Raw genomic sequence first — 18399 nt, forward strand, 5'->3', positions numbered from 1 at the left:
TCTGCAGCTTCACCCTAGTGCCCTGAGCTTCCCGGACTCGCGTGCCACAGCTTGCGTGGCGCCCCGCCCATGGGACCGGTCGGCACCAGCCCGCTCGTGCCACGCGGCCCCTTGACGTCGTCACCCGCCGGCTTGATGTCGGCGTACGGCGACTGCTTGAACCCGGAGGCATGGACGAGGACGCGGCGTCCGTCCGGACCCTCGCCGACCCCGGTACCCCTCGCGCCGTCCGGCCCAGCGAGCGCGTTGGCCCGCTCCCAGGCGGCCCGGTCGGCCCCGTCGAGGGCGTCGCGGACGGCGGTGATGCCTCCTGAGGTCCACGCCTCCTGCAGCGCGGACAGCTCCCACGCTCCGGTGGCCCGGATCGAGACGCCGCGAGGGCCGGTGCGGCGCACGACCCCTCGGCAGAGCAGCAGCCACGAGTGGAAGACGGTGGCGGCATACGGACCCTGCACGTCCTCGAAGAAGGTGAGGTCGGCCGGGCCGGTGGCGTCGTCGAGCGTGAGGAAGACGACCCGGCGCCCGGTGCGGATGGGCGGGGTCTGGGTGGCGACCTTGACCCCTGCGACGAGGACCTCCCGGCCGCTGCGCCCGGAGAGCAGGTCACGTGCCCGGGTGACGCCTAGCGCGTCGAGCATCGGCCGGTAGAAGTCGACGACGTGACCACTCGCGTCGAGGCCGAGCACCTCCAGCTCGGCGCGGACCCGTTCGGGGCCGGTCATCTCCGGCAGGCCGCTCGTCGCGGAGAGCCTCGGCGTGTCACCGAGGTCGAGCGTCAGCTGGGTGGCGACGTGGGTGGGTGCGCCCGCAGAGGCCTGGGACTGGGCTGCCGCGAGCGCCCTGATGTCGCCGGTGGCCGAGACCGACGTGACGCGTCCCCGTGAGGACCCAGGACCCGTGGACCGGCCGTGGCTCGCGGCCGACACCCGCCGACGTGACGAGCGCTGCGACGTGGACCACCGGTCCAGCTCCGCGACGTGGAGCAGCAGGTCGCGCCGGGTGACCTGCCCACGGCGGCCGAGACCGCCTCGGGTGCGGGCCACCACGCCGGCGGCCCCCTCGTCGAGCCGGGTCGGGCCACCGAGGTCGATGCCGTGCAGGGAGTCGAAGGCGCCGGCCAGCACGAGCTTCTCGGCGACAGGCCGTGACACGTGCGCACGCTGCCAGAAGTCGGACAGGCTCGCGTAGGGCTGCCCCGCGACGATCTGGGCGACCTCGGCCTCGCTGATGCCGTGGACGTCGGCGAGCGAGAGCCGGATCGCCTCGCCGCCGTCGTCGGTGCGCTCGAAGCGGTAGGCGCCGGTCGAGACGTTGACGTCGAGCCCGAGGATCGAGATGCCGAACGTGCGCGCGTCATCGAGGATGAGCCGCTTGGGGTACATACCGGGGTCGTGGGTCAGCACCCCGGCGAGGAAGGCGGCCGGGTGGTGCGTCTTGAGCCACGCGGACTGGTAGGTCGGCAGGGCGAACGCGGCGGCGTGGGCCTTGCAGAAACCGAACGACGCGAAGGCCTTGAGGACCTCCCAGATCTTGTCGGCGACCTCCGGGGCATAGCCGCGCGCCTTCGCGGCCGGCCGCCACCAGGCCTCGATCCGCTGCTGCCCGTCGGGAGTGCCGAGGGCCCGGCGCACCTCGTCGGCCTGGGCCAGCGTCACTCCGGTCGTCTCGGCGACGATCATGAGCACCTGCTCGTGGAAGACGACCACTCCCTCGGTCTCCTCGAGCGCTGGCACGAGCGACGGGTGCAGGTAGGACGGGTCCGCCCAGCCCTGCCGGGCGTTGAGGAACGGGATGATCATGTCGCTCTTGACCGGCCCGGGCCGGAAGAGCGAGATGTCGATGATGAGGTCGTCGAAGCTGCGCGGTCCGAACTTGCCGATGAGCTCGCGCTGACCGGGGCTCTCGATCTGGAAGCAGCCGAGGGTCTTGGTCGAGCGGACCAGCTCGAAGGTGGGCTCGTCGTCGAAGGGGACCTGCGACTCGTCGTCGAGGTCGACGTGCTCGCCGTCGACCCGCTCGACCTCGGCGACGGCGTGAGCCATCGCCGACTGCATGCGGATGCCGAGGACGTCGAGCTTGAGCAGCCCCATCTCCTCGACGTCGTCCTTGTCGAACTGGCTCATCGGGAAGCCGAGCCAGCTCGCCTCGACAGGCGTGCGGTCGAGCAGGACGGAGTCGGACAGCACGACCCCGCACGGGTGCAGGGCGATGTGCCGAGGCAGGCCGTCGAGGCGCTCGACGATGTCGAACATCAGCTGCAGGCGTGGCACGTCGAGCCCGCTCGCCCGCAGCTCGGGCAGCTCGGCCAGGGCGTTGCGCACGTTGCGGGCCGCGATGTGCGGGAAGGCCTTGGCCATTGCGTCGACCTCGGGCGGTGGCAGCCCGAGCGCGGCGCCGGCGTCACGGATCGCGTGACGCACCCGGTAGGTGTCCATCATCGAGACGCAGGTGACCCGTTCGCCGCCGAAGTGGTCGAGGATGCGCTCGTAGATCTCGGTGCGGCGGGCCGACTCGACGTCGATGTCGATGTCGGGCAGCTCGGCGCGCAGCGGGGAGCAGAAACGCTCCATCAGCAGTCCGTGGCGCATCGGGTCGACCCCGGAGATCCCGAGGAGGTAGTTGACGAGCGACCCCGCCCCGGAGCCTCGGGCCGCGACCCGCACCCCCATCTCGCGGATGAGGTCACAGACCTGGGCGACGGTGAGGAAGTACGTCGCATAGCCGAGCGTCTCGATGACGCCGAGCTCGTCCTCGAGCCGGTCGCTGACGGCGACGAGCTCGGAGTCGGAGCGCCCCGGGTAGCGGGTCGGGATGGCCTCACGGCACCGGCGCGCGAGGACGCGGTGGGGGTTGGTCCCGGGTCGGAGGCCGAGGACGCCCGGCTCGGGCAGGTGGACCGAGCCGATGCCGAGGTCGGCCCGTGGGTCCTGGACGCACTCGGCGGCGAGGGCCGTGGTGCGGGCGAGCAGCTCACGCGCCTGCTCGCGTGCGAGCGAGCCGCCGCCGACGAGGCCCGGTCCGGAGACCTGCACGACGTCGAGGGCCAGCGCGTGCATCAGGGGCGTGGGCGACAGGTGCCCGGCGGTGGTGACCCGGTCGAGGTGCCGTGCGTCGAGGGCGACGAGCCGGCGCGCGGCGTCGAGGACGTCGACGATGGCGGCGTCCTGGGGGTCGGTGTGGCGCACCGCGGCCGTGATGACGCTCGGCACGCCGACCTCTCGGGCCAGCGCGAGCATGCGCGCGGCCTGGCCGAGGCTGCCGGGCTGGTGCTCCGGGCCGCCGTGGCAGACGACCTCGACGACGACGGCGCCGCGCGGGAGCAGCGCGACCCACCGCTCGAGGGCCGCGCGGGCTCGGTCGCGTCGCTTGGCGAGCACCGCACGCCCGACGTCGGAGTCGGGACCGAGCAGCACGACGAGGCGAGAGGGCCTGCCGTCCGCCATCGAGGGCGAGACCGGCGCCGAGGCCGGCATCGGCCCCGGAGCGGGCGGCGCCGTGAGGTGGGAGCTCGCGTGCTCGGCGAGGAGCCCGACGGTCGTGACGGGGTTGCCGCGCTCCCCGCGCAGGTGGGTCGCGGTGACGAGCCTGCAGAGCGCCGCCCACCCCTCGCCCGGCGCGAGACCGCCACCGCTGCCCCGGGCGAGCACGGTGACTCGAGGCAGCCGGGGGTCGACGAGCGCACCACCGCGCACCGGCGTGCGCACGGGCCGTGAGCGTTCGGGCTGCTCGGGTCCGAGGGCGAGGTCGACGCCGATGATCGGGGCGACGTCGTGCTCCATGCATGCGCGCACGAACTTGACGGCGCCGTAGAGCCCGTCGCGGTCGGTCAGGGCGAGCGCCGGCTGCCCGAACGCTGCGGCCCGCTCGACGAGATCGTGCGGCTTGGCGGTGCCGTAGCGCATGGAGTAGCCCGAGGCGACGTGCAGGTGCACGAAGCTCTCCGCGGCGGGGGTGCGGGCGGTGGTGGGGGTCATGCCGTGGTCACGCTCCGTTGGCCCGGCTCCTGGAGACGGGCGTGATCGACTGCGGCAGGGGGACGGTCAGCGGGACGCCGAGAAGGTCCTGGACGATCTCGAGGAACATCTCGGCCTGCCGCAGCAGGTCGTCGGACTCACGGGCGCTGACGTGGTCGCCGCGGTCGATGGCCGAACGATGCGCCGAGCAGGCCGCGAAGAAGGCGGCCCACTCCCCCAGCTCGGGGGCAACCACGGGCAGGACCTGCCAGACGTTGCGAGGGCGGGCTCTCGGGGTCGGGACGGTGCGGGCCGCCACGAGGGCCGCGGCTGCCCGGAGCGCCCCGAGGTGGGCGCCGCGGTAGCGCTCGGAGGCGTCACTGGTGCGGCAGGCCGACTCGAGCGTGGTGCGGGCCCGCTCGAGCAGGTCGAGCACGGCGACCGAGATCGGACGCGAGGTCGGTGGACGCGAGATGGGTGGGCGCAGGTGTGCTGCGGTCACGGTGTTTCCTCTTCTCCGGACGTTGGGAGCGGTCAGTCGGCGACCCGGACGAGCGACCACCGGTCGCCTCGCGCGGACTCGTCGTGGGCGAGGTCGTAGACCCCGGGCGCGAACGACCACCCCGGACTGGCCTCGACGCGCCAGAGATGCCGCTCGCTGGCCGCGGCGACGAGCGTCTCGCCGGGACGAACCTGTGCCTCGTCGGCCTGGAGCGCGTCATGCCACCAGGCACGGCGCTCGCGCCACTGGGCGAGGACGCGGCGCACGACGTAGAGCCGGCCACGCCAGATGAAGGCCTCCGGCGGCGGCCCGCAGACCCCTCCCTCGAAGGGGTCTGCCGCATCCGACGAGCCCGACGAACCATGCGCCCCGGACGAACGGTGCGAGCCGGCAACGCCGACCACCGAGTCGACGCGCTGGGTCACCCCATGCTGCTGACGCTCCCGCAGTCTCACCTGCACGGAGTCACTGAACCTACGCACCACGACACGTCTCCCTCGGACACGTCGAGGCCGACATCACGACCCAGACCACCCGCGCCCCACACGAGCAGCCCGACACCAACCGACGACTGAACTGACCTGAACTGACTACCTGACATTCGAACACCTGTTCGATACTCGAAGCCTAACCCCTGCCGCCGACAGCGTGTCAAGATCGCCATCGGCGACCCTCCCACGGATCTGAGTAGCGATGCTCAGGCCTGCGATCCAACCCCGGGGGACACTGGGCGTCGCGGGTTCGGTCCGCGAACGGAGGGGTGCAGGGGTCCCGTCCGCTCACGGATCGGGCCCGTTCCCGTGCCGGGATCGTGCCCCGTTGCGTCGTCCCGGGTAATACGAGAACGTCAGGCTCGTTGAAACCCCTGCTCACTCGTCCGAGGCAGCAGGCGCACCGGCGCTCCCGTGACGGCGCGTGACCGAAGGAGTGTCGTGGGCGCCGAGCTCATCCCCCTGGCCTTCACCACCGGCTGGGGCAGCGGAATCAACGCGTACGCGGTCGTGCTCGTCCTCGGGCTCGCCGACCGGATCTTCGGCCTCGGCCAGATCCCCGACGCCCTGGCGCGCACAGACGTGCTGGTCGGCGCCGGCATCCTCTTCGCCGTCGAGATGCTCGCCGACAAGATCCCCTACGTCGACTCGGTCTGGGACTCAGTCCACACCGTCGTGCGGCCGACCGTCGGGGCGACCATCGGCTACCTCATCGGCCATGAGACGGCTAGCCTCGACGCCGCCATCGGCGCGGCGACCGGTGGTGTCACCGCACTGGTCTCGCACGGCATCAAGGCCGGCCTGCGCGCCGCCGTCAACACCTCGCCGGAGCCGGCCAGCAACGTCGTCGTCAGCACCACCGAGGACGTCGCCGTCACCGGGATCACGGCGCTCGCCATCGCCCACCCGTGGTGGGCAGCCTCCATCGCCCTCGTCCTCCTCGCGGCCGGCGCCTTCCTCGTCTACAAGCTGGCGGCACGCATCCGTGGCTACAAGCGCCGCTACGACGCGTGGGGCGAGCGCGTCGGCATCGCAGCCCCGCGGACCCGGAGGCGCCCGCCTGCGCCCGAGTCGCCTCCACCTCGTCCACGGACACAGGTGGAGACACCGGTGGAGGCGCGGGTGGAGCGGTCCGCCCGGCCCTTCGACCAGGAGACCTGAGCCACCGCGCGCGGCTGCTCACAGGCCGACGCACATCACCGTCACGTCGACTCGTCCTTCGCCGTGACCGCGTCCAGGAGGAGGGGCCCGGTGAGCCGGGGGCCCGGTCGCGGTGCGGTCACCCTCCGGCATACGGCGTCCTTCAAGGCGGAAACGACGTGGCGACGCGCGCGCTCGTCAGGGAGGATGCAGCGGTGACAGCCAGCCCGTGGCCCATGCGAGTCGGTCCGCTCCACCTGCGTGAGGCGGCGGCCGCCGACGTGGAGCGCCTGCTCACCTTCCGCAACGACCCGTCGGTGAACCGCTTCATGCTGCGCACCCACGTCGACCCGGCGGTCTTCCGCGCGGAGTGGTCGGCGATCGGCGCCAGCGACACGGACTTCTCCTGCGTAGCCGAGGTGGATGGAACGGTCGCCGCGATGGGCTTCCTCGACGTGGCGGACGGGATGGGCCAGCCCGGGATGCCCGAGCGCACCGAGGCCGTCATCGGCTACGTCGTGGACCCGACGTTCACCGGCCGCGGCGTCGCGAGCGCGCTCGCCCGCGGACTGCTGGCCGCCGCGTTCGACCGGCTCGGCCTCCGGCGCGTCACGGCCGGGTGCTTCGCCGACAACCGGGCGTCGGCGCGGGTGCTCGAGAAGGCCGGGATGCGGCGCGAGCAGCACGGGGTCGAGGACTCGTGGCACGCCGAGCTCGGCTGGGTCGACGGCTACCAGTACGCGTTGCTCGCCCGGGAGTGGCGGGCACAGCAGGCTGCCGCCGTGCGCCGGTAGGCCGAAGGGTTCGTCAGAGGTTGCCGAAGACCTCGAGCGTGGCCGAGGAGCGGTTCATCGTGATGAAGTGGATGCCCGGCGCCCCCTCGTCGAGCAGCCGGCGTGACGACTCGGTGGCGATGGCCATGCCCTCGGCCCGCACCGCGGCCGCGTCCTCGCCGTGGCGCTCGAGCCGGTCGGTCACGGCGGTCGGCATCGGCTGACCCGCGAGCTGCGCCATGCGTACGACCTGCCGGGCGTTGGTGATCGGCATGATGGCCGGCACCACCGGGAGCCGGGAGCCCCGCCTCGCGAGCTCGTCGCGCAGGCGCAGGTAGTTGTCGACGTCGAAGACCATCTGGGAGATCGCGAACTCGGCGCCCGCGTGCTCCTTGCGGATCAGCGTGTCGGCGTCCTCGCCGACGTCGCGCGACTCCGGGTGCCCGTCGGGGAAGGCCGCGACGCCGACGGTGAAGTGCCCGAGGCGGCGGACCAACATGACGAGCTCGTCGGCGTGGTCGAGCCCCTCGGGGTGGGCGACCCACGGCTGGCCGAGGCCGCCCCGGGGGTCACCGCGCAGGGCCAGGATGTTGCGGACCCCGGCAGCGGCGTACGACCCGACGATGCCGCGCAGCTCGGCGACCGAGTGACCAACGCACGTCAGGTGCGCCATGGGCGTCAGCGAGGTCTCCTCGAGGACGCGTCGGGTCAGGCGCACGGTGCGGTCGCGGGTGCTCCCGCCGGCGCCGTAGGTGATCGACACGAAGCTCGGCGAGAGCTTCTCGAGGCGCCGGATGGCGTCCCACAGCTGCGCCTCGGCGGCGTCATCCTTGGGCGGGAAGAACTCGAAGCTGAAGGTCGGGGTGGCGGCCTCGATCATCGCCGGGATGGATCGGGTGAAGCGCGCCGCTCGCGCCATCGAGGATGCCGTGCCGTATGCCATGTCGACCACCCTAGGCGGCGCCCGTCCTCGGCGTGCGGCCTGCTCACGGGTCGGCCTCGGTGCCCCGTAGGCTGACCACGATTCCCGCGACTCGATGGAGGACCCCGTGCAGACCCCCACCGACCTTGACGTCCTGCGCCGTCGGGTGCAGCAGGCGATCGACGGGCAGATCGCCGGGGCCACGAAGTCGCTCGCCGCGATCGGCGAGGAGACAGCCCCCCTCGTCTCGGCCGTGTCCGGGCTGCTCAGCGGCGGCAAGGGCCTGCGGGCCGGGTTCCTCTACTGGGGCTACCGCGCCGCCGGCGGCCCCGACTCCGACGAGCTGGTGCGCCTGGCCGCGAGCATGGAGTTCTTCCAGGCCGCCGCGCTCCTCCACGACGACGTCATGGACCGCAGCGACACGCGGCGCGGTATGCCGTCCGCGCACCGCGCCGTCGCCTCGCTGCACTCCCGGAACGGCTGGGCCGGCGACGCCGACCGGTTCGGTGAGGGCACCGCGATCCTGGCCGGCGACCTCTGCCTGACCTGGTGCGACGAGCTGTACGCCACGTGCGGACTCCCCGGCGAGCAGCTGGCGCGTGGGCGCCGGCTCTTCGACGACATGCGCACCCAGCTGATGGGCGGACAGTTCCTCGACCTGCTCGAGTCGGCCCGCGGCTGGGACGGGCTCGGCCTCGACGCCCGGATCGCCTCGGCCCGCAAGGTCATCCGCTTCAAGAGCGCCAAGTACACGATCGAGCACCCGCTGCTCATCGGAGCCCTCGTCGGCGGGGCCCCCGAGGCGGCGATCGCGCCCCTGTCGGACTACGGCCTGGCGCTGGGCGAGGCGTTCCAGCTGCGCGACGACCTGCTCGGTGTGTTCGGCGACCCGGAGGCCACCGGCAAGCCCGCCGGCGACGACCTGCGTGAGGGCAAGCGCACGGTGCTGGTCGCCCACGCCCTCGACGCGGCCTCCGACGACGACCGTGACGACGTGGAGCGCCTGCTCGGCCGTGACGACCTCGACCTGGTGGGCGTGGAGTCGATCCGGCGCATCCTCGTCGACACCGGCGCCGTGGAGCGGGTCGAGTCCCTCATCGGCGAGCTGGCCCTCGAGGCGCAGCGAGCCGTCGACCGCGCGCGGCAGACGGGGGCCTACGACCCGTCGGCGCTGGACGTGCTCGAGGATCTCGTCGCGGTCGCGACGGCCCGCCACTCCTGAGTCAGCGGCGCGCTCCGCTCAGAAGGCGAGCTCCTGCGCACGCCTGCGGATCTCCGTCTTGTGGCCGGCTCGGATGGCGTCGATCGGCGCCCCCTCGACGGGCAGCGTGGCATCCGGCGTGAACAGCCAGGCGATGATCTCCTCGTCGTCCATGCCGCCGTCAGCGAGCACGGTGAACGTGCCACGCAGCTCGGGGCGCGGTCCTGCCTCGTCGAAGAACTTGGCCGGGATCGCGGTGACGCGGCGATCACCGATGCGGGCGGCCAGCACTTCCCGGTCGGCGATGAGCTGTCGCACGCGAGACAGCGGCACACCGAGCTGCTCGGCGGCATCGGGCACGGTCAGCCACTGCCCGACGAGCGCCTCGAGGTCGGGGGTGGCCGGCTCTGCGGACTGCGGGTGGGGGTTCTCGCTCACGGGACAAGAGTGTGCCACCGCCGAGGGCCCGTCGTGGACGAGACGTCTCCCATCCGACTCCCCCACCAGATGTGCCCCCGGGTGCTCCACTCCGCATCCCAGCCCCGCGCGTGCGAACGGACCAACCATCGGAATTACACCGATGTATTTATTCTTTAGTGCTGAAACTATGCGCTATCGTCACAGCAGCCCCTTTGGCTCACAAGCGTCACACAAGACCCAGACACCACTTCGTAACCGCGCCCCCTTCCCCGAACGCCCCTCCACGTTCCTCACCACCTGCTCGGGCTCCAGGAAAGGACTCCACCCCATGCCCTTCGCCGACGTCGCCGCGCTCGCCCTACCCGCCCACGCGGCCGTGGCACCCGTGGCCACGACCTCCTGGAAGACCGTCACGGTCCGGCCGGGCGACACCCTGTGGAACCTCGCCATCGCGCACCGCACGACCGTCCGGGCCATCGCGGAGAAGAACCGGCTGTCCAACGGCGGTGCACTGATCCTTCCCGGCCAGAAGCTCATGGTGCCCGGCTCGGCCGCCTCGGCCCCGCGACCGTCGGCTCCCGGGCACGCCAAGCCGGTGCAGTCGGCACCCAGGCCCAGCGCACAGCCGTCCGCCGGCGACCGGGTCCACACCGTGAGGGCCGGCGACACCATGAGTGGCATCGCGCAGCACTACGGCGTCTCGCTGACCAAGCTGCTCGCCGCCAACCGGCTGGCCAACGCCGGCCTCATCTTCGTCGGGCAGCGGATTGTCGTCCCGGGCGTCGGCTCGTCCGCGAAGCCGGTCACCCCCACCCCTGCGCCCGCACCGCCGGCCGGCTACCAGTACCCCGACAAGACGGCCCAGGCCGTCGCCGAGAGCAAGGCGAAGCTCGCCGCGCGGGACGTGCCGAGCCGCACCGACACCTCCGCCATGGTCCGCGCCACCGCGATCCGGCACGGTGTCGACCCCAAGCTCGCGCTCGCCATCAGCTATCTGGAGTCCGGCTGGTACCAGCGGGCCGTCTCCTACACCGACGCCGTCGGCGTCATGCAGATCATGCCCGTCTCGCAGACGTGGGCCTCGGAGCTGGCCGGGCGCTCGCTCGACCGCTACGACACCCAGGACAACGTCACGGCCGGCGTGCTGATCATCCGCGCTCTCCAGGCCGGCGCAGACTCGCGCGAGCAGGCCATTGGCGGCTACTACCAGGGTCTCTACTCGGTCCGCACCAAGGGCCTGTACGAGGACACCAAGCGCTACATCGCGAGCGTGCTGGCCATCTACGCCCGCATGTGACCGGTCTCGCGGGGCCGCCGTCGCGCGCGCCCCGCGAGAACGGCGCGCGCGACCGGTCCGCAGACCAGTCCGCGCGGCCGCACCGCGCACCGGCTGGCCTGCGCCGGATGGGCGGGCTGTGCCCGTAAACTCCGTGCGGTGACGTCCAGTGTGGCGGACGCCCTCGTCGGTCGCGTGATCGACGGCCGGTACCGCATCCTCTCCCACCTCGCGGACGGTGGCATGGCCTCCGTCTACGTCGCGCTGGACGGACGCCTCGACCGGCGGGTCGCGCTCAAGATCATGCGCCCGGGGCTCGCCACCGACCAGGTCTTCGTCAACCGCTTCCGCGCGGAGGCTCGCTCGGCCGCACGCCTGAGCCACCCCAACGTGGTCGCCGTCTTCGACCAGGGCGAGGACGACGGCGAGGTCTTCCTCGCGATGGAGCTCGTCGAGGGCAAGACCCTGCGCGAGGTCATCCACGAGGAGGCGCCCCTCACGGCGCGCGAGGCGCTCGCAGTCCTCGAGCCGATCCTGCTCGCGCTGCGCGCTGCGCACGTCGCCGGCATGATCCACCGGGACGTCAAGCCCGAGAACGTCATCGTCCGCGGCGACGGCGAGGTCAAGGTCGCCGACTTCGGGCTGGCCCGGGCCATCACCAACCAGGCGACCACGAGCCAGACCGGCGTCCTGCTCGGAACCGTCTCCTACCTCTCGCCCGAGCAGGTCGAGCGCGGGGTCGCCGACCCGCGCAGCGACGTGTATGCCGCGGGCCTGCTCCTGTCCGAGATGCTCACGGGGCACAAGGCCGTCACGGGCGACACCCCCATCCAGATCGCGTACAACCACGTGCACGGGACCATCAGGCCGCCCTCCTCGGTCGTGCCGACGGTCCCTGCCGCACTGGACGAGCTGGTGGCGCGGGCGACGGCCACCGACCCCGACGACCGGTTCGAGTCGGCCGCGGAGTTCGTCACCGCGCTGCGCGGGGCCCGGCGTGGCCTCTCGGGAGGGGAGCTGGACCGGCGCGGTGCGGCGATCTCGCCTGACCCGGCTACGACCTCGCGGCTGCGCCGCGTCGAGGCGACGCGCTCGGCCCCCACCCTCTCCACCACCGCCCCGGACGGGGTGCCCCCGCAGTCGGTCGACCGAGCGGTCGCTGCCCGCCGGGCCGCGTTGGCCGGGCGGCCCGTGCACGACGATCACGAGGCGCCGGTCCTCGAGCACACGACGGCCATGCCGGTCGGGGCCCACGACCGGTCCCGTCGCCGCCGGCGGTGGCCGCTCTGGCTGGCCGCCGGGCTGCTCGTCCTCGGCGGCGGGAGCGCAGGCTGGTGGTTCACGGCCGGCCCGGGCGGCTCCACGGCTGTGCCTGCCGTTGTCGGCCAGCAGCTCGCCCAGGCCCGCGGAGCACTGCAGCGCGCCTCGCTCGGGGTCGACGAGACCCAGGAGTTCTCCGAGACCAAGGCCAGCGGCGTCGTGCTGCAGGTCGACCCCGGCGCGGGCACCGAGCTCGGCAAGCAGTCCACCGTCCGCCTGGTCGTCTCCAAGGGCAGGGAGCGGTATGCCGTCCCGCGGCTCGTCGGGGCCCCGGTCGCCGACCTCGGGTCGGCCCTGTCGCCACTGACGCTGCGGCTGGGCGACACCTCGAAGGCCTGGAGCGAGACGGTGCCCGAGGGCGTCGTCATCTCGCAGGACCCGGAGCCGGGGGCCTCGGTGAAGCGCAACACCCCCGTCTCGGTGGTCGTGTCGAGGGGGCGCCAGCCGATCGACGTCCCCACCGTCACGGGCTCGTCGTTCGACGCGGCCTCGGCAACTGTCACGAAGGCCGGGCTCGTCGTCGTGCGGGCCCCCGACATCAACAGCGACAGCGTGCCCGCGGGCCAGGTGGTCTCGCAGTCACCGGACCGGGGCACGCTCCACCGGGGTGACTCGGTCAAGCTGGTCGTCTCCAAGGGTCCGGTCATGGTGCAGGTGCCCAACGTCGTCGGGCGGGCATCCAGCGACGCGGAGAAGGCCCTCACCGACCTCGGCTTCACCGTCAAGAAGGAGGCGGGCCTCTTCGGTCCCGTGTTCGACCTGGTCCAGCACCAGAGCGTCAAGGGCGGCGACTCCGCTCGCAAGGGCAGCACCATCGTCCTGACGATCGTCTAGGCCCGGGGTGCACGACTCGGCGCGCTCGCGCCTCGCCACGATCCTGCTCGTGTCCCTGACCGCGGTCTGGGGATCGACGTTCTTCCTGATCCACGACCTCGTCGTGCACGTGCCGCCCCTCGACTTCCTCGCCGTGCGGTTCGCCATCGCCACCGTCGTCATGCTCGTGCTCTTCTGGCGTCCGGTCCGTGCGCTGACCCGTCGGCAGGTGCTCATCGGTGTCGGGTTGGGCACGCTCTACGGTCTGGCCCAGATCGCCCAGACGGTGGGCCTGACCTCCACCCCGGCGTCGGTGTCCGGCTTCATCACCGGCACCTACGTCGTGCTGACGCCGCTGCTGACCGCACTGCTGCTGCGCGAACGGGTCGCGGCATCGACGTGGCTGGCCGTGGGGCTGGCCACCGCCGGGCTCGCGCTGCTCTCGCTGCGGGGCCTGTCCGTCGGGCCCGGAGAGGCCATCACGCTGGTGTCCGCCCTGCTCTACGCGCTCCACATCGTGGGTCTCGGGCGCTACAGCGCATCCGAGGTCGCCACCGGGCTCTCCGTCGTGCAGATGGTCGTCATCGCCGTGCTGTGCGGCGTCGGCGCGCTGCCGGGCGGGATCGTCCTACCGCAGACCGGAGGGCAGTGGGCCTCGCTGCTCTACATGGTCGCCTTCGCCAGCATCCTCGCGCTCTGGGCGCAGACGTGGGCGCAGGCCCACCTGCCTGCGACGCGGGCCGCGATCGTCATGACGATGGAGCCGGTCTTCGCGGCCTTCTTCGCCGTGGTCTTCGGTGGCGAGTCGCCGACGTGGCGCATGGTCGCGGGGGGCGCCCTCGTGCTGACGGCCATGTATGCCGTCGAGCTCATCGCGACGCGCCGCCGCCCCCGCGAGCTGCCCGCCGAAGCCCTGCACCACGAGCTCTGACCCGCGCTGGCCCCGCGCACGCCGAGAGGGAAGGGCGCCGGGCGCCCTGCTCCACGGTCAGGCCGAGGGAGCCGACCGCACGAGGCCGGTGAGCACGTCGATCGCGACGTCGGTGCCCGCGTCGTCGACGTCGAGGTGCCAGACGAGGCGCACGGCACCGGGCCCGACGGCATACGTGCGCACGCCGCCTGCGAGGGCAGCGTCGACGAAGGCCGCCGACGTCCATCCCGCCGCTGCGACGTCGAGGATGACGATGTTCGTCTCGACCGTGGCGAGGTCGACGACGCCGGGGGCCGCCTCCGCGACGGCCTCGGCCGCACGCCGCGCGCGGGCGTGGTCGTCGGCGAGCCGCTCGACGTTGTGGTCGAGGGCGAAGAGCCCTGCCGCAGCGAGGATCCCGGCCTGGCGCATACCTCCCCCGAAGCGCTTGCGCCACACCCGGGACTCGGCCATGGCGTCGGCGGAGCCCACGAGGACGCTGCCGACCGGGGCGCCGAGTCCCTTGCTGAGGCAGATGGAGACGGTGTCGAACTCGCGGCCGTAGTCGCTGACCGGCACACCCGAGGCCACGTGGGCGTTGAAGAGACGCGCGCCGTCGAGGTGCATCGCCACACCACGCTCACGCGTCACCTGGCGCGCGCGTCGGATCTCGTCGAGGGACTGGACGGTGCCGCCTCCGAAGTTGTGGGTGTTCTCGACGATGACCAGCGACGTGCACACCTGGTACGGGCCGACGCCCGTGATCATCAGGGACGCGGCGTCCTCGGCCCGGAAGCGTCCGCGCTCGGAGACCCAGGTGCGCGACGAGATGCCCGAGAGCACGGCGGCGGCGCCGAGCTCGGCCCGGACCACGTGGGCCAGCGAGTCGCCGATCAGCTCCTCGCCCGGCTTGACGTGCAGCCGCACGCCGAGCTGGTTGGCCATCGACCCGGACGGCGTGAAGAGCCCCGCCTCGTGGCCGAGCATCCCGGCGACGCGCTCCTCGAGGGCCCGCAGCGTCGGGTCCTCGCCGAAGACGTCGTCGCCGACGTCAGCGCGTGCCATGGCCTCGCGCATGGCCTTGGAGGGCCGGGTCAGCGTGTCGCTCAGCAGGTCCGCCTTGAACGGGCTGCTCGCGCTCGACCCCGCCGACGCCCCCACCGACGCCACGTCAGGCCTGGCCGAGCATCTCGGCGACGAGGAACGCGAGCTCGAGCGACTGCTGGTGGTTCAGGCGCGGGTCGCACAGGGACTCGTAGCGCTTCTCGAGGTCGGAGTCGATGATCTTCTCCGCACCGCCGAGGCACTCGGTGACGTCGTTGCCGGTCAGCTCGACGTGGATGCCGCCCGGGACCGTGCCGAGCGACTGGTGCACCTCGAAGAAGCCGCGCACCTCCTCGACGATGTCCTCGAAGTCGCGCGTCTTGTAGCCCGACGGGCTCTCGAAGGTGTTGCCGTGCATGGGGTCGCAGATCCACGTCACCGTGGCGCCGGAGGCGGTCACCTTGTCGACGATCGCCGGCAGCGCGTCGCGGATCGTGCCGGCGCCCATGCGCGTGATGAAGGTGAGGCGACCCGGGGTGCGGTTCGGGTCGACCTTGTCGATGAGGCGCAGCACCTCGTCGATGTCGGCCTTGGGGCCGAGCTTGACGCCGATGGGGTTGCTGATGCGCGAGACGAAGTCGACGTGGGCGCCGTCGAGCTGGCGGGTGCGCTCGCCGACCCACACGAAGTGCCCAGACGTGTCGTAGAGCCGACCCGAGCGGGAGTCGATGCGCGTGAGCGGGCGCTCGTAGTCGAGGAGCAGCGCCTCGTGGGCGGCGAAGAACTCGACCGTGCGCATGGCGTCGAAGTCGGCGCCGCAGGCCGCCATGAAGCGCATCGCCTTGTCGATGTCCTTGGCCAGCTTCTCGTAGCGCTGGTTGGCCGAGTTGGCGACGAAGCCGCGGTTCCAGTCGTGCACGTGTCGCAGGTCGGCGAATCCGCCTGTGGTGAAAGCGCGTACGAGGTTCAGCGTCGCTGAGCTCGCGTGGTAGGCCCGGACGAGCCGCTGCGGGTCGGGGATGCGCGCCGTCTCGTGGAACGCGAAGTCGTTGACCATGTCGCCGCGGAAGGCGGGCAGCGTCACGCCCTCACGGGTCTCGACGGTCGAGCTGCGCGGCTTGGCGTACTGGCCGGCCATGCGGCCGATCTTGACGACCGGAACCGATGCGCCGTAGGTCAGCACGGCCGCCATCTGCAGGATCGTCTTGATGCGGTCACGGATGTTGTCGGCCGTCGCGGACGCGAACGTCTCGGCGCAGTCGCCGCCCTGGAGCACGAAGGCCTCGCCCACGGCGGCCTTGGCCATCCGGTCGGTGAGGATGTCGCACTCGCCGGCGAAGACGAGCGGCGGATACGAGGAGAGCGTCTCGATCACCTCGGCCAGGGCGGCCGTGTCGGGCCACGCGGGCTGCTGCGCGGCCTCCAGCTCGCTGGCAGCAGCCGTGAGGGCGGCGAGGGCCTCGGACCCGTCAACGGGTGCAAGGCCGACATCGGTGGTGACGGTCCTCGTGTTCACCCCGTAAGCGTAGACGCCGGACTGGGCGCCCCCTGCCGGGGTCCGCATCCCGAAACCTCACGAACCCCGAGGACGTGTGCCGCGCCCCGACCGACGGGCCGTCTCCTCGGCCCGTGGCGCCCCCGGGCTCATGTGGGGTCGGCGAGGTCGAGGCCGCGTTCCATGGCGAAGCGCACGAGCTCCACCCGGTTGTGCATCCGCAGCTTGCCGAAGATGTTCTGCACGTGGTTCTGGACCGTGCGGTGCGACAGGAACAGCGTGGTGGCGATCTCCCTGTAGCCCATCCCCGTGGCGACGTACTTGAGGATCTCGGTCTCCCGGTCGGTCAGCTCGGGGATCGGGCGTTCGGGGGTGCCGACGCCGGCCGCCTTGACGCGCCGGAACTCGCCGAGGACGAGGCCGGCCAGCCCGGGGGTGAAGACCGGCTCCCCCGCCGCAGTCGCCCTGACCGCGGCGAGGAACTCCTCGCGACCTGCGGACTTGACCAGGTAGCCGAGGGCCCCGGCCTTGACGGCGTCGAGGACGTCCTGGTGGTCACCGCTGGCGGAGAGGATGAGGATTCGGGTCGCGACACCGGCCGCGGCGAGGGCGGCGCAGACCTGCGCACCCCCCATGCCGGGCAGGTTGAGGTCGAGGACGAGGACGTCCGGGACCGTGGCACGGGTGCGTGCCAGCGCAGACCTCCCGTCATCGGCGGTCGCGACAACCTCGAAGCCCGCGTCGGCGAGGTCCCGTGCCACGGCATCGCGCCACATCGGGTGGTCGTCGGCCACGACGACACGGATGTGCTCGGCGGCACGGATGTGCTCGGAGACGCCTGCGGATGGCGCTGTGGGCGCCCCCTGCGGCGTGGCGTCCTGCGGTGTCGTCACGATGCTCCTCGTGCGTGCGTCCGGGCGTCGGGATGGTGGCCGATCCGTGGGTCGGCCACTCGTGGTCTCGAGTGCTTCGGCAGGTGCATCTCGACGGTGGTGCCGCCTGCCGGTCCCGACGTGACGGCAGCCGTGCCACCGAGGTCGGCGAGTCGCCCGAGGATGCTCGAGGACACGCCGAGGCGGCCCTGCCCCACGGCCTCCTCGAGCCGACCGGTGGCCACACCTCGGCCCGAGTCGCGGACCGTGACCACCACCTCGTCGCGGGTGTCGTCGAGCAGCACCCAGGCCCGGGCCTCGGACCCGGCGTGCTGACGCACGTTGTCGAGCGCCGCCTCGACAGCGGCGACGAGCTCGTCGGCGGCTCGCCGGGGCAGCAGGACGGGGTCGGCGGGCGAGACGAGCTGCACGCCGTGTCCTTCGACGTGCCGAAGGAGCGCCCGCAGGTCGGTCTCGCCACTGACGGCACGTCCGACCTCGGCGAGGTCCGTCTGGCTCACGAGGGTGCGCAGGATCCGCTCCTGCTCCCCCGCCATCGCCCCGAGCCGCGCGGCCTCGCCGCCGAGGTCGCTGGCGCGCCGGTTGATGAAGGCCAGCGTCTGGAGCACGCCGTCGTGCACGGTACGGGCCAGGCGGTCCCGCTCGGCGCGCGCGGCATCGAGGCGCATCGCCTCGGCGAGTGCAGCATGGCTCGAGCGCGCGAGGTCGACGCAGTAGCCGAGGCAGCCGCCGAGCAGCAGGCCGAAGATCGAGTTGGTGACGGTGTTGGGGGTCGGCTCGACCACCTCGGCGAAAGAGGAGGCCGCCACGACCGCTGCGGCCACCAGTCCGCCGCGCCACCCGCGCAGCACCGCGAAGCCGACGACCGCAGCCGTGGGCCAGATCGACGGGATCGTCTTCGCGCCCGCCGTGATGACGGCGGGGTCGTCGACGAGCCGGGTGGCGAGGATGGCGGCGCAGCCGATCGTGAGCTCGAGGGCGTAGGCACGCACGGTTCGCACCGGCCGAAGGGTAACCGCGAGAGTCCACGCAGCGAGAACGGCGAGGACGGCGACGGCGGCGGCGGGGTGCGCGATCCGGTCGTGCCGCTCCCACGCGGACCAGGCCGCATACGCCAGCGCCAGCCAGCGGAAGACGTCGATCACCCTCCAGAGACCGCGCACGACGGCATGCTCGTCCGCGAGGACCTGCCCCGGTGACCGATACGCCGGCTGTCCCACCGACGTGGAAAGGACGGCCGGCTCAC

General features: G+C 72.5%; 15 protein-coding genes. 6 read left to right on the top strand and 9 right to left on the bottom strand.

Annotated elements, in window-relative coordinates:
* Nucleotides 1-14 precede the first annotated feature (14 nt).
* From LQK93_RS19400 to LQK93_RS19410, 3 genes are read right to left on the bottom strand one after another with little or no spacing between them, the layout of a single operon-like run.
* A complete protein-coding gene (locus LQK93_RS19400; RefSeq protein ID WP_374969397.1) occupies nt 15-3974 on the bottom strand; it encodes a DNA polymerase III subunit alpha in 3960 nt (1319 codons plus the stop codon).
* Between the two features lie 7 nt (nt 3975-3981).
* Nucleotides 3982-4455 carry an SAV_6107 family HEPN domain-containing protein gene (locus tag LQK93_RS19405; protein WP_374969398.1) on the bottom strand — a complete coding sequence of 158 codons (474 nt, stop codon included), beginning with the start codon at nt 4453-4455 and terminating at the stop codon, nt 3982-3984.
* A 32-nt stretch (nt 4456-4487) separates the two neighbouring features.
* The gene (locus LQK93_RS19410; protein ID WP_374969399.1) at nt 4488-4880 is read right to left on the bottom strand and encodes a DUF6504 family protein; all 393 of its coding nucleotides are present in this window, start codon (nt 4878-4880) and stop codon (nt 4488-4490) included.
* A gap of 507 nt (nt 4881-5387) precedes the next feature.
* Between LQK93_RS19410 and LQK93_RS19415 the strand changes: the two genes are divergently transcribed.
* Both LQK93_RS19415 and LQK93_RS19420 read left to right on the top strand, forming a co-directional pair.
* Nucleotides 5388-6107 carry a DUF4126 domain-containing protein gene (locus LQK93_RS19415; protein ID WP_374969401.1) on the top strand — a complete coding sequence of 240 codons (720 nt, stop codon included), beginning with the start codon at nt 5388-5390 and terminating at the stop codon, nt 6105-6107.
* Between the two features lie 194 nt (nt 6108-6301).
* Complete coding sequence (locus tag LQK93_RS19420; protein ID WP_374969402.1) at nt 6302-6880, top strand: GNAT family N-acetyltransferase; 579 nt, start codon at nt 6302-6304, stop codon at nt 6878-6880.
* Between the two features lie 13 nt (nt 6881-6893).
* Here LQK93_RS19420 and LQK93_RS19425 read toward each other — a convergent pair whose 3' ends face one another.
* A complete protein-coding gene (locus LQK93_RS19425) occupies nt 6894-7802 on the bottom strand; it encodes a methylenetetrahydrofolate reductase (protein WP_374969403.1) in 909 nt (302 codons plus the stop codon).
* Between the two features lie 94 nt (nt 7803-7896).
* Between LQK93_RS19425 and LQK93_RS19430 the strand changes: the two genes are divergently transcribed.
* Nucleotides 7897-9003: a polyprenyl synthetase family protein gene (locus LQK93_RS19430; protein ID WP_374969404.1), complete on the top strand. Its 1107-nt coding sequence runs from the start codon at nt 7897-7899 to the stop codon at nt 9001-9003.
* Nucleotides 9004-9021: 18 nt separating this feature from the next.
* On the opposite strand, the gene LQK93_RS19435 is transcribed toward LQK93_RS19430, so the two are convergent.
* Entirely contained in the window at nt 9022-9420 is a 399-nt protein-coding gene (locus LQK93_RS19435; RefSeq protein ID WP_374969405.1) for an Rv2175c family DNA-binding protein, read from the bottom strand.
* 310 nt (nt 9421-9730) lie between these two features.
* Between LQK93_RS19435 and LQK93_RS19440 the strand changes: the two genes are divergently transcribed.
* The 3 genes from LQK93_RS19440 (at nt 9731) to LQK93_RS19450 (ending at nt 13742) form a co-directional block, all read left to right on the top strand.
* Nucleotides 9731-10699: a LysM peptidoglycan-binding domain-containing protein gene (locus tag LQK93_RS19440; protein ID WP_374969406.1), complete on the top strand. Its 969-nt coding sequence runs from the start codon at nt 9731-9733 to the stop codon at nt 10697-10699.
* 138 nt (nt 10700-10837) lie between these two features.
* Entirely contained in the window at nt 10838-12832 is a 1995-nt protein-coding gene (gene pknB, locus LQK93_RS19445) for a Stk1 family PASTA domain-containing Ser/Thr kinase (RefSeq protein ID WP_374969407.1), read from the top strand.
* A 49-nt stretch (nt 12833-12881) separates the two neighbouring features.
* Nucleotides 12882-13742, top strand: coding sequence for a DMT family transporter (locus LQK93_RS19450; protein ID WP_374969408.1), 861 nt, complete (start codon nt 12882-12884; stop codon nt 13740-13742).
* Nucleotides 13743-13799: 57 nt separating this feature from the next.
* On the opposite strand, the gene LQK93_RS19455 is transcribed toward LQK93_RS19450, so the two are convergent.
* The 4 genes from LQK93_RS19455 to macS all read right to left on the bottom strand — a co-directional run bounded on the left by LQK93_RS19455 (nt 13800) and on the right by macS (nt 18316).
* Nucleotides 13800-14882, bottom strand: coding sequence for a threonine aldolase family protein (locus tag LQK93_RS19455; RefSeq protein WP_374969409.1), 1083 nt, complete (start codon nt 14880-14882; stop codon nt 13800-13802).
* Between the two features lie 10 nt (nt 14883-14892).
* Nucleotides 14893-16329, bottom strand: coding sequence for a class II 3-deoxy-7-phosphoheptulonate synthase (locus LQK93_RS19460; protein WP_374969410.1), 1437 nt, complete (start codon nt 16327-16329; stop codon nt 14893-14895).
* Nucleotides 16330-16409: 80 nt separating this feature from the next.
* The gene (locus tag LQK93_RS19465) at nt 16410-17153 is read right to left on the bottom strand and encodes a response regulator (RefSeq protein WP_374969411.1); all 744 of its coding nucleotides are present in this window, start codon (nt 17151-17153) and stop codon (nt 16410-16412) included.
* The gene (gene macS, locus LQK93_RS19470; protein ID WP_374969412.1) at nt 17150-18316 is read right to left on the bottom strand and encodes a MacS family sensor histidine kinase; all 1167 of its coding nucleotides are present in this window, start codon (nt 18314-18316) and stop codon (nt 17150-17152) included. Before macS ends, LQK93_RS19465 begins: the two co-directional genes overlap by 4 nt.
* Nucleotides 18317-18399 lie beyond the last annotated feature (83 nt).

The sequence above is a fragment of the Terrabacter sp. BE26 genome, from assembly GCF_041941675.1.
GTDB lineage: Bacteria > Actinomycetota > Actinomycetes > Actinomycetales > Dermatophilaceae > Terrabacter.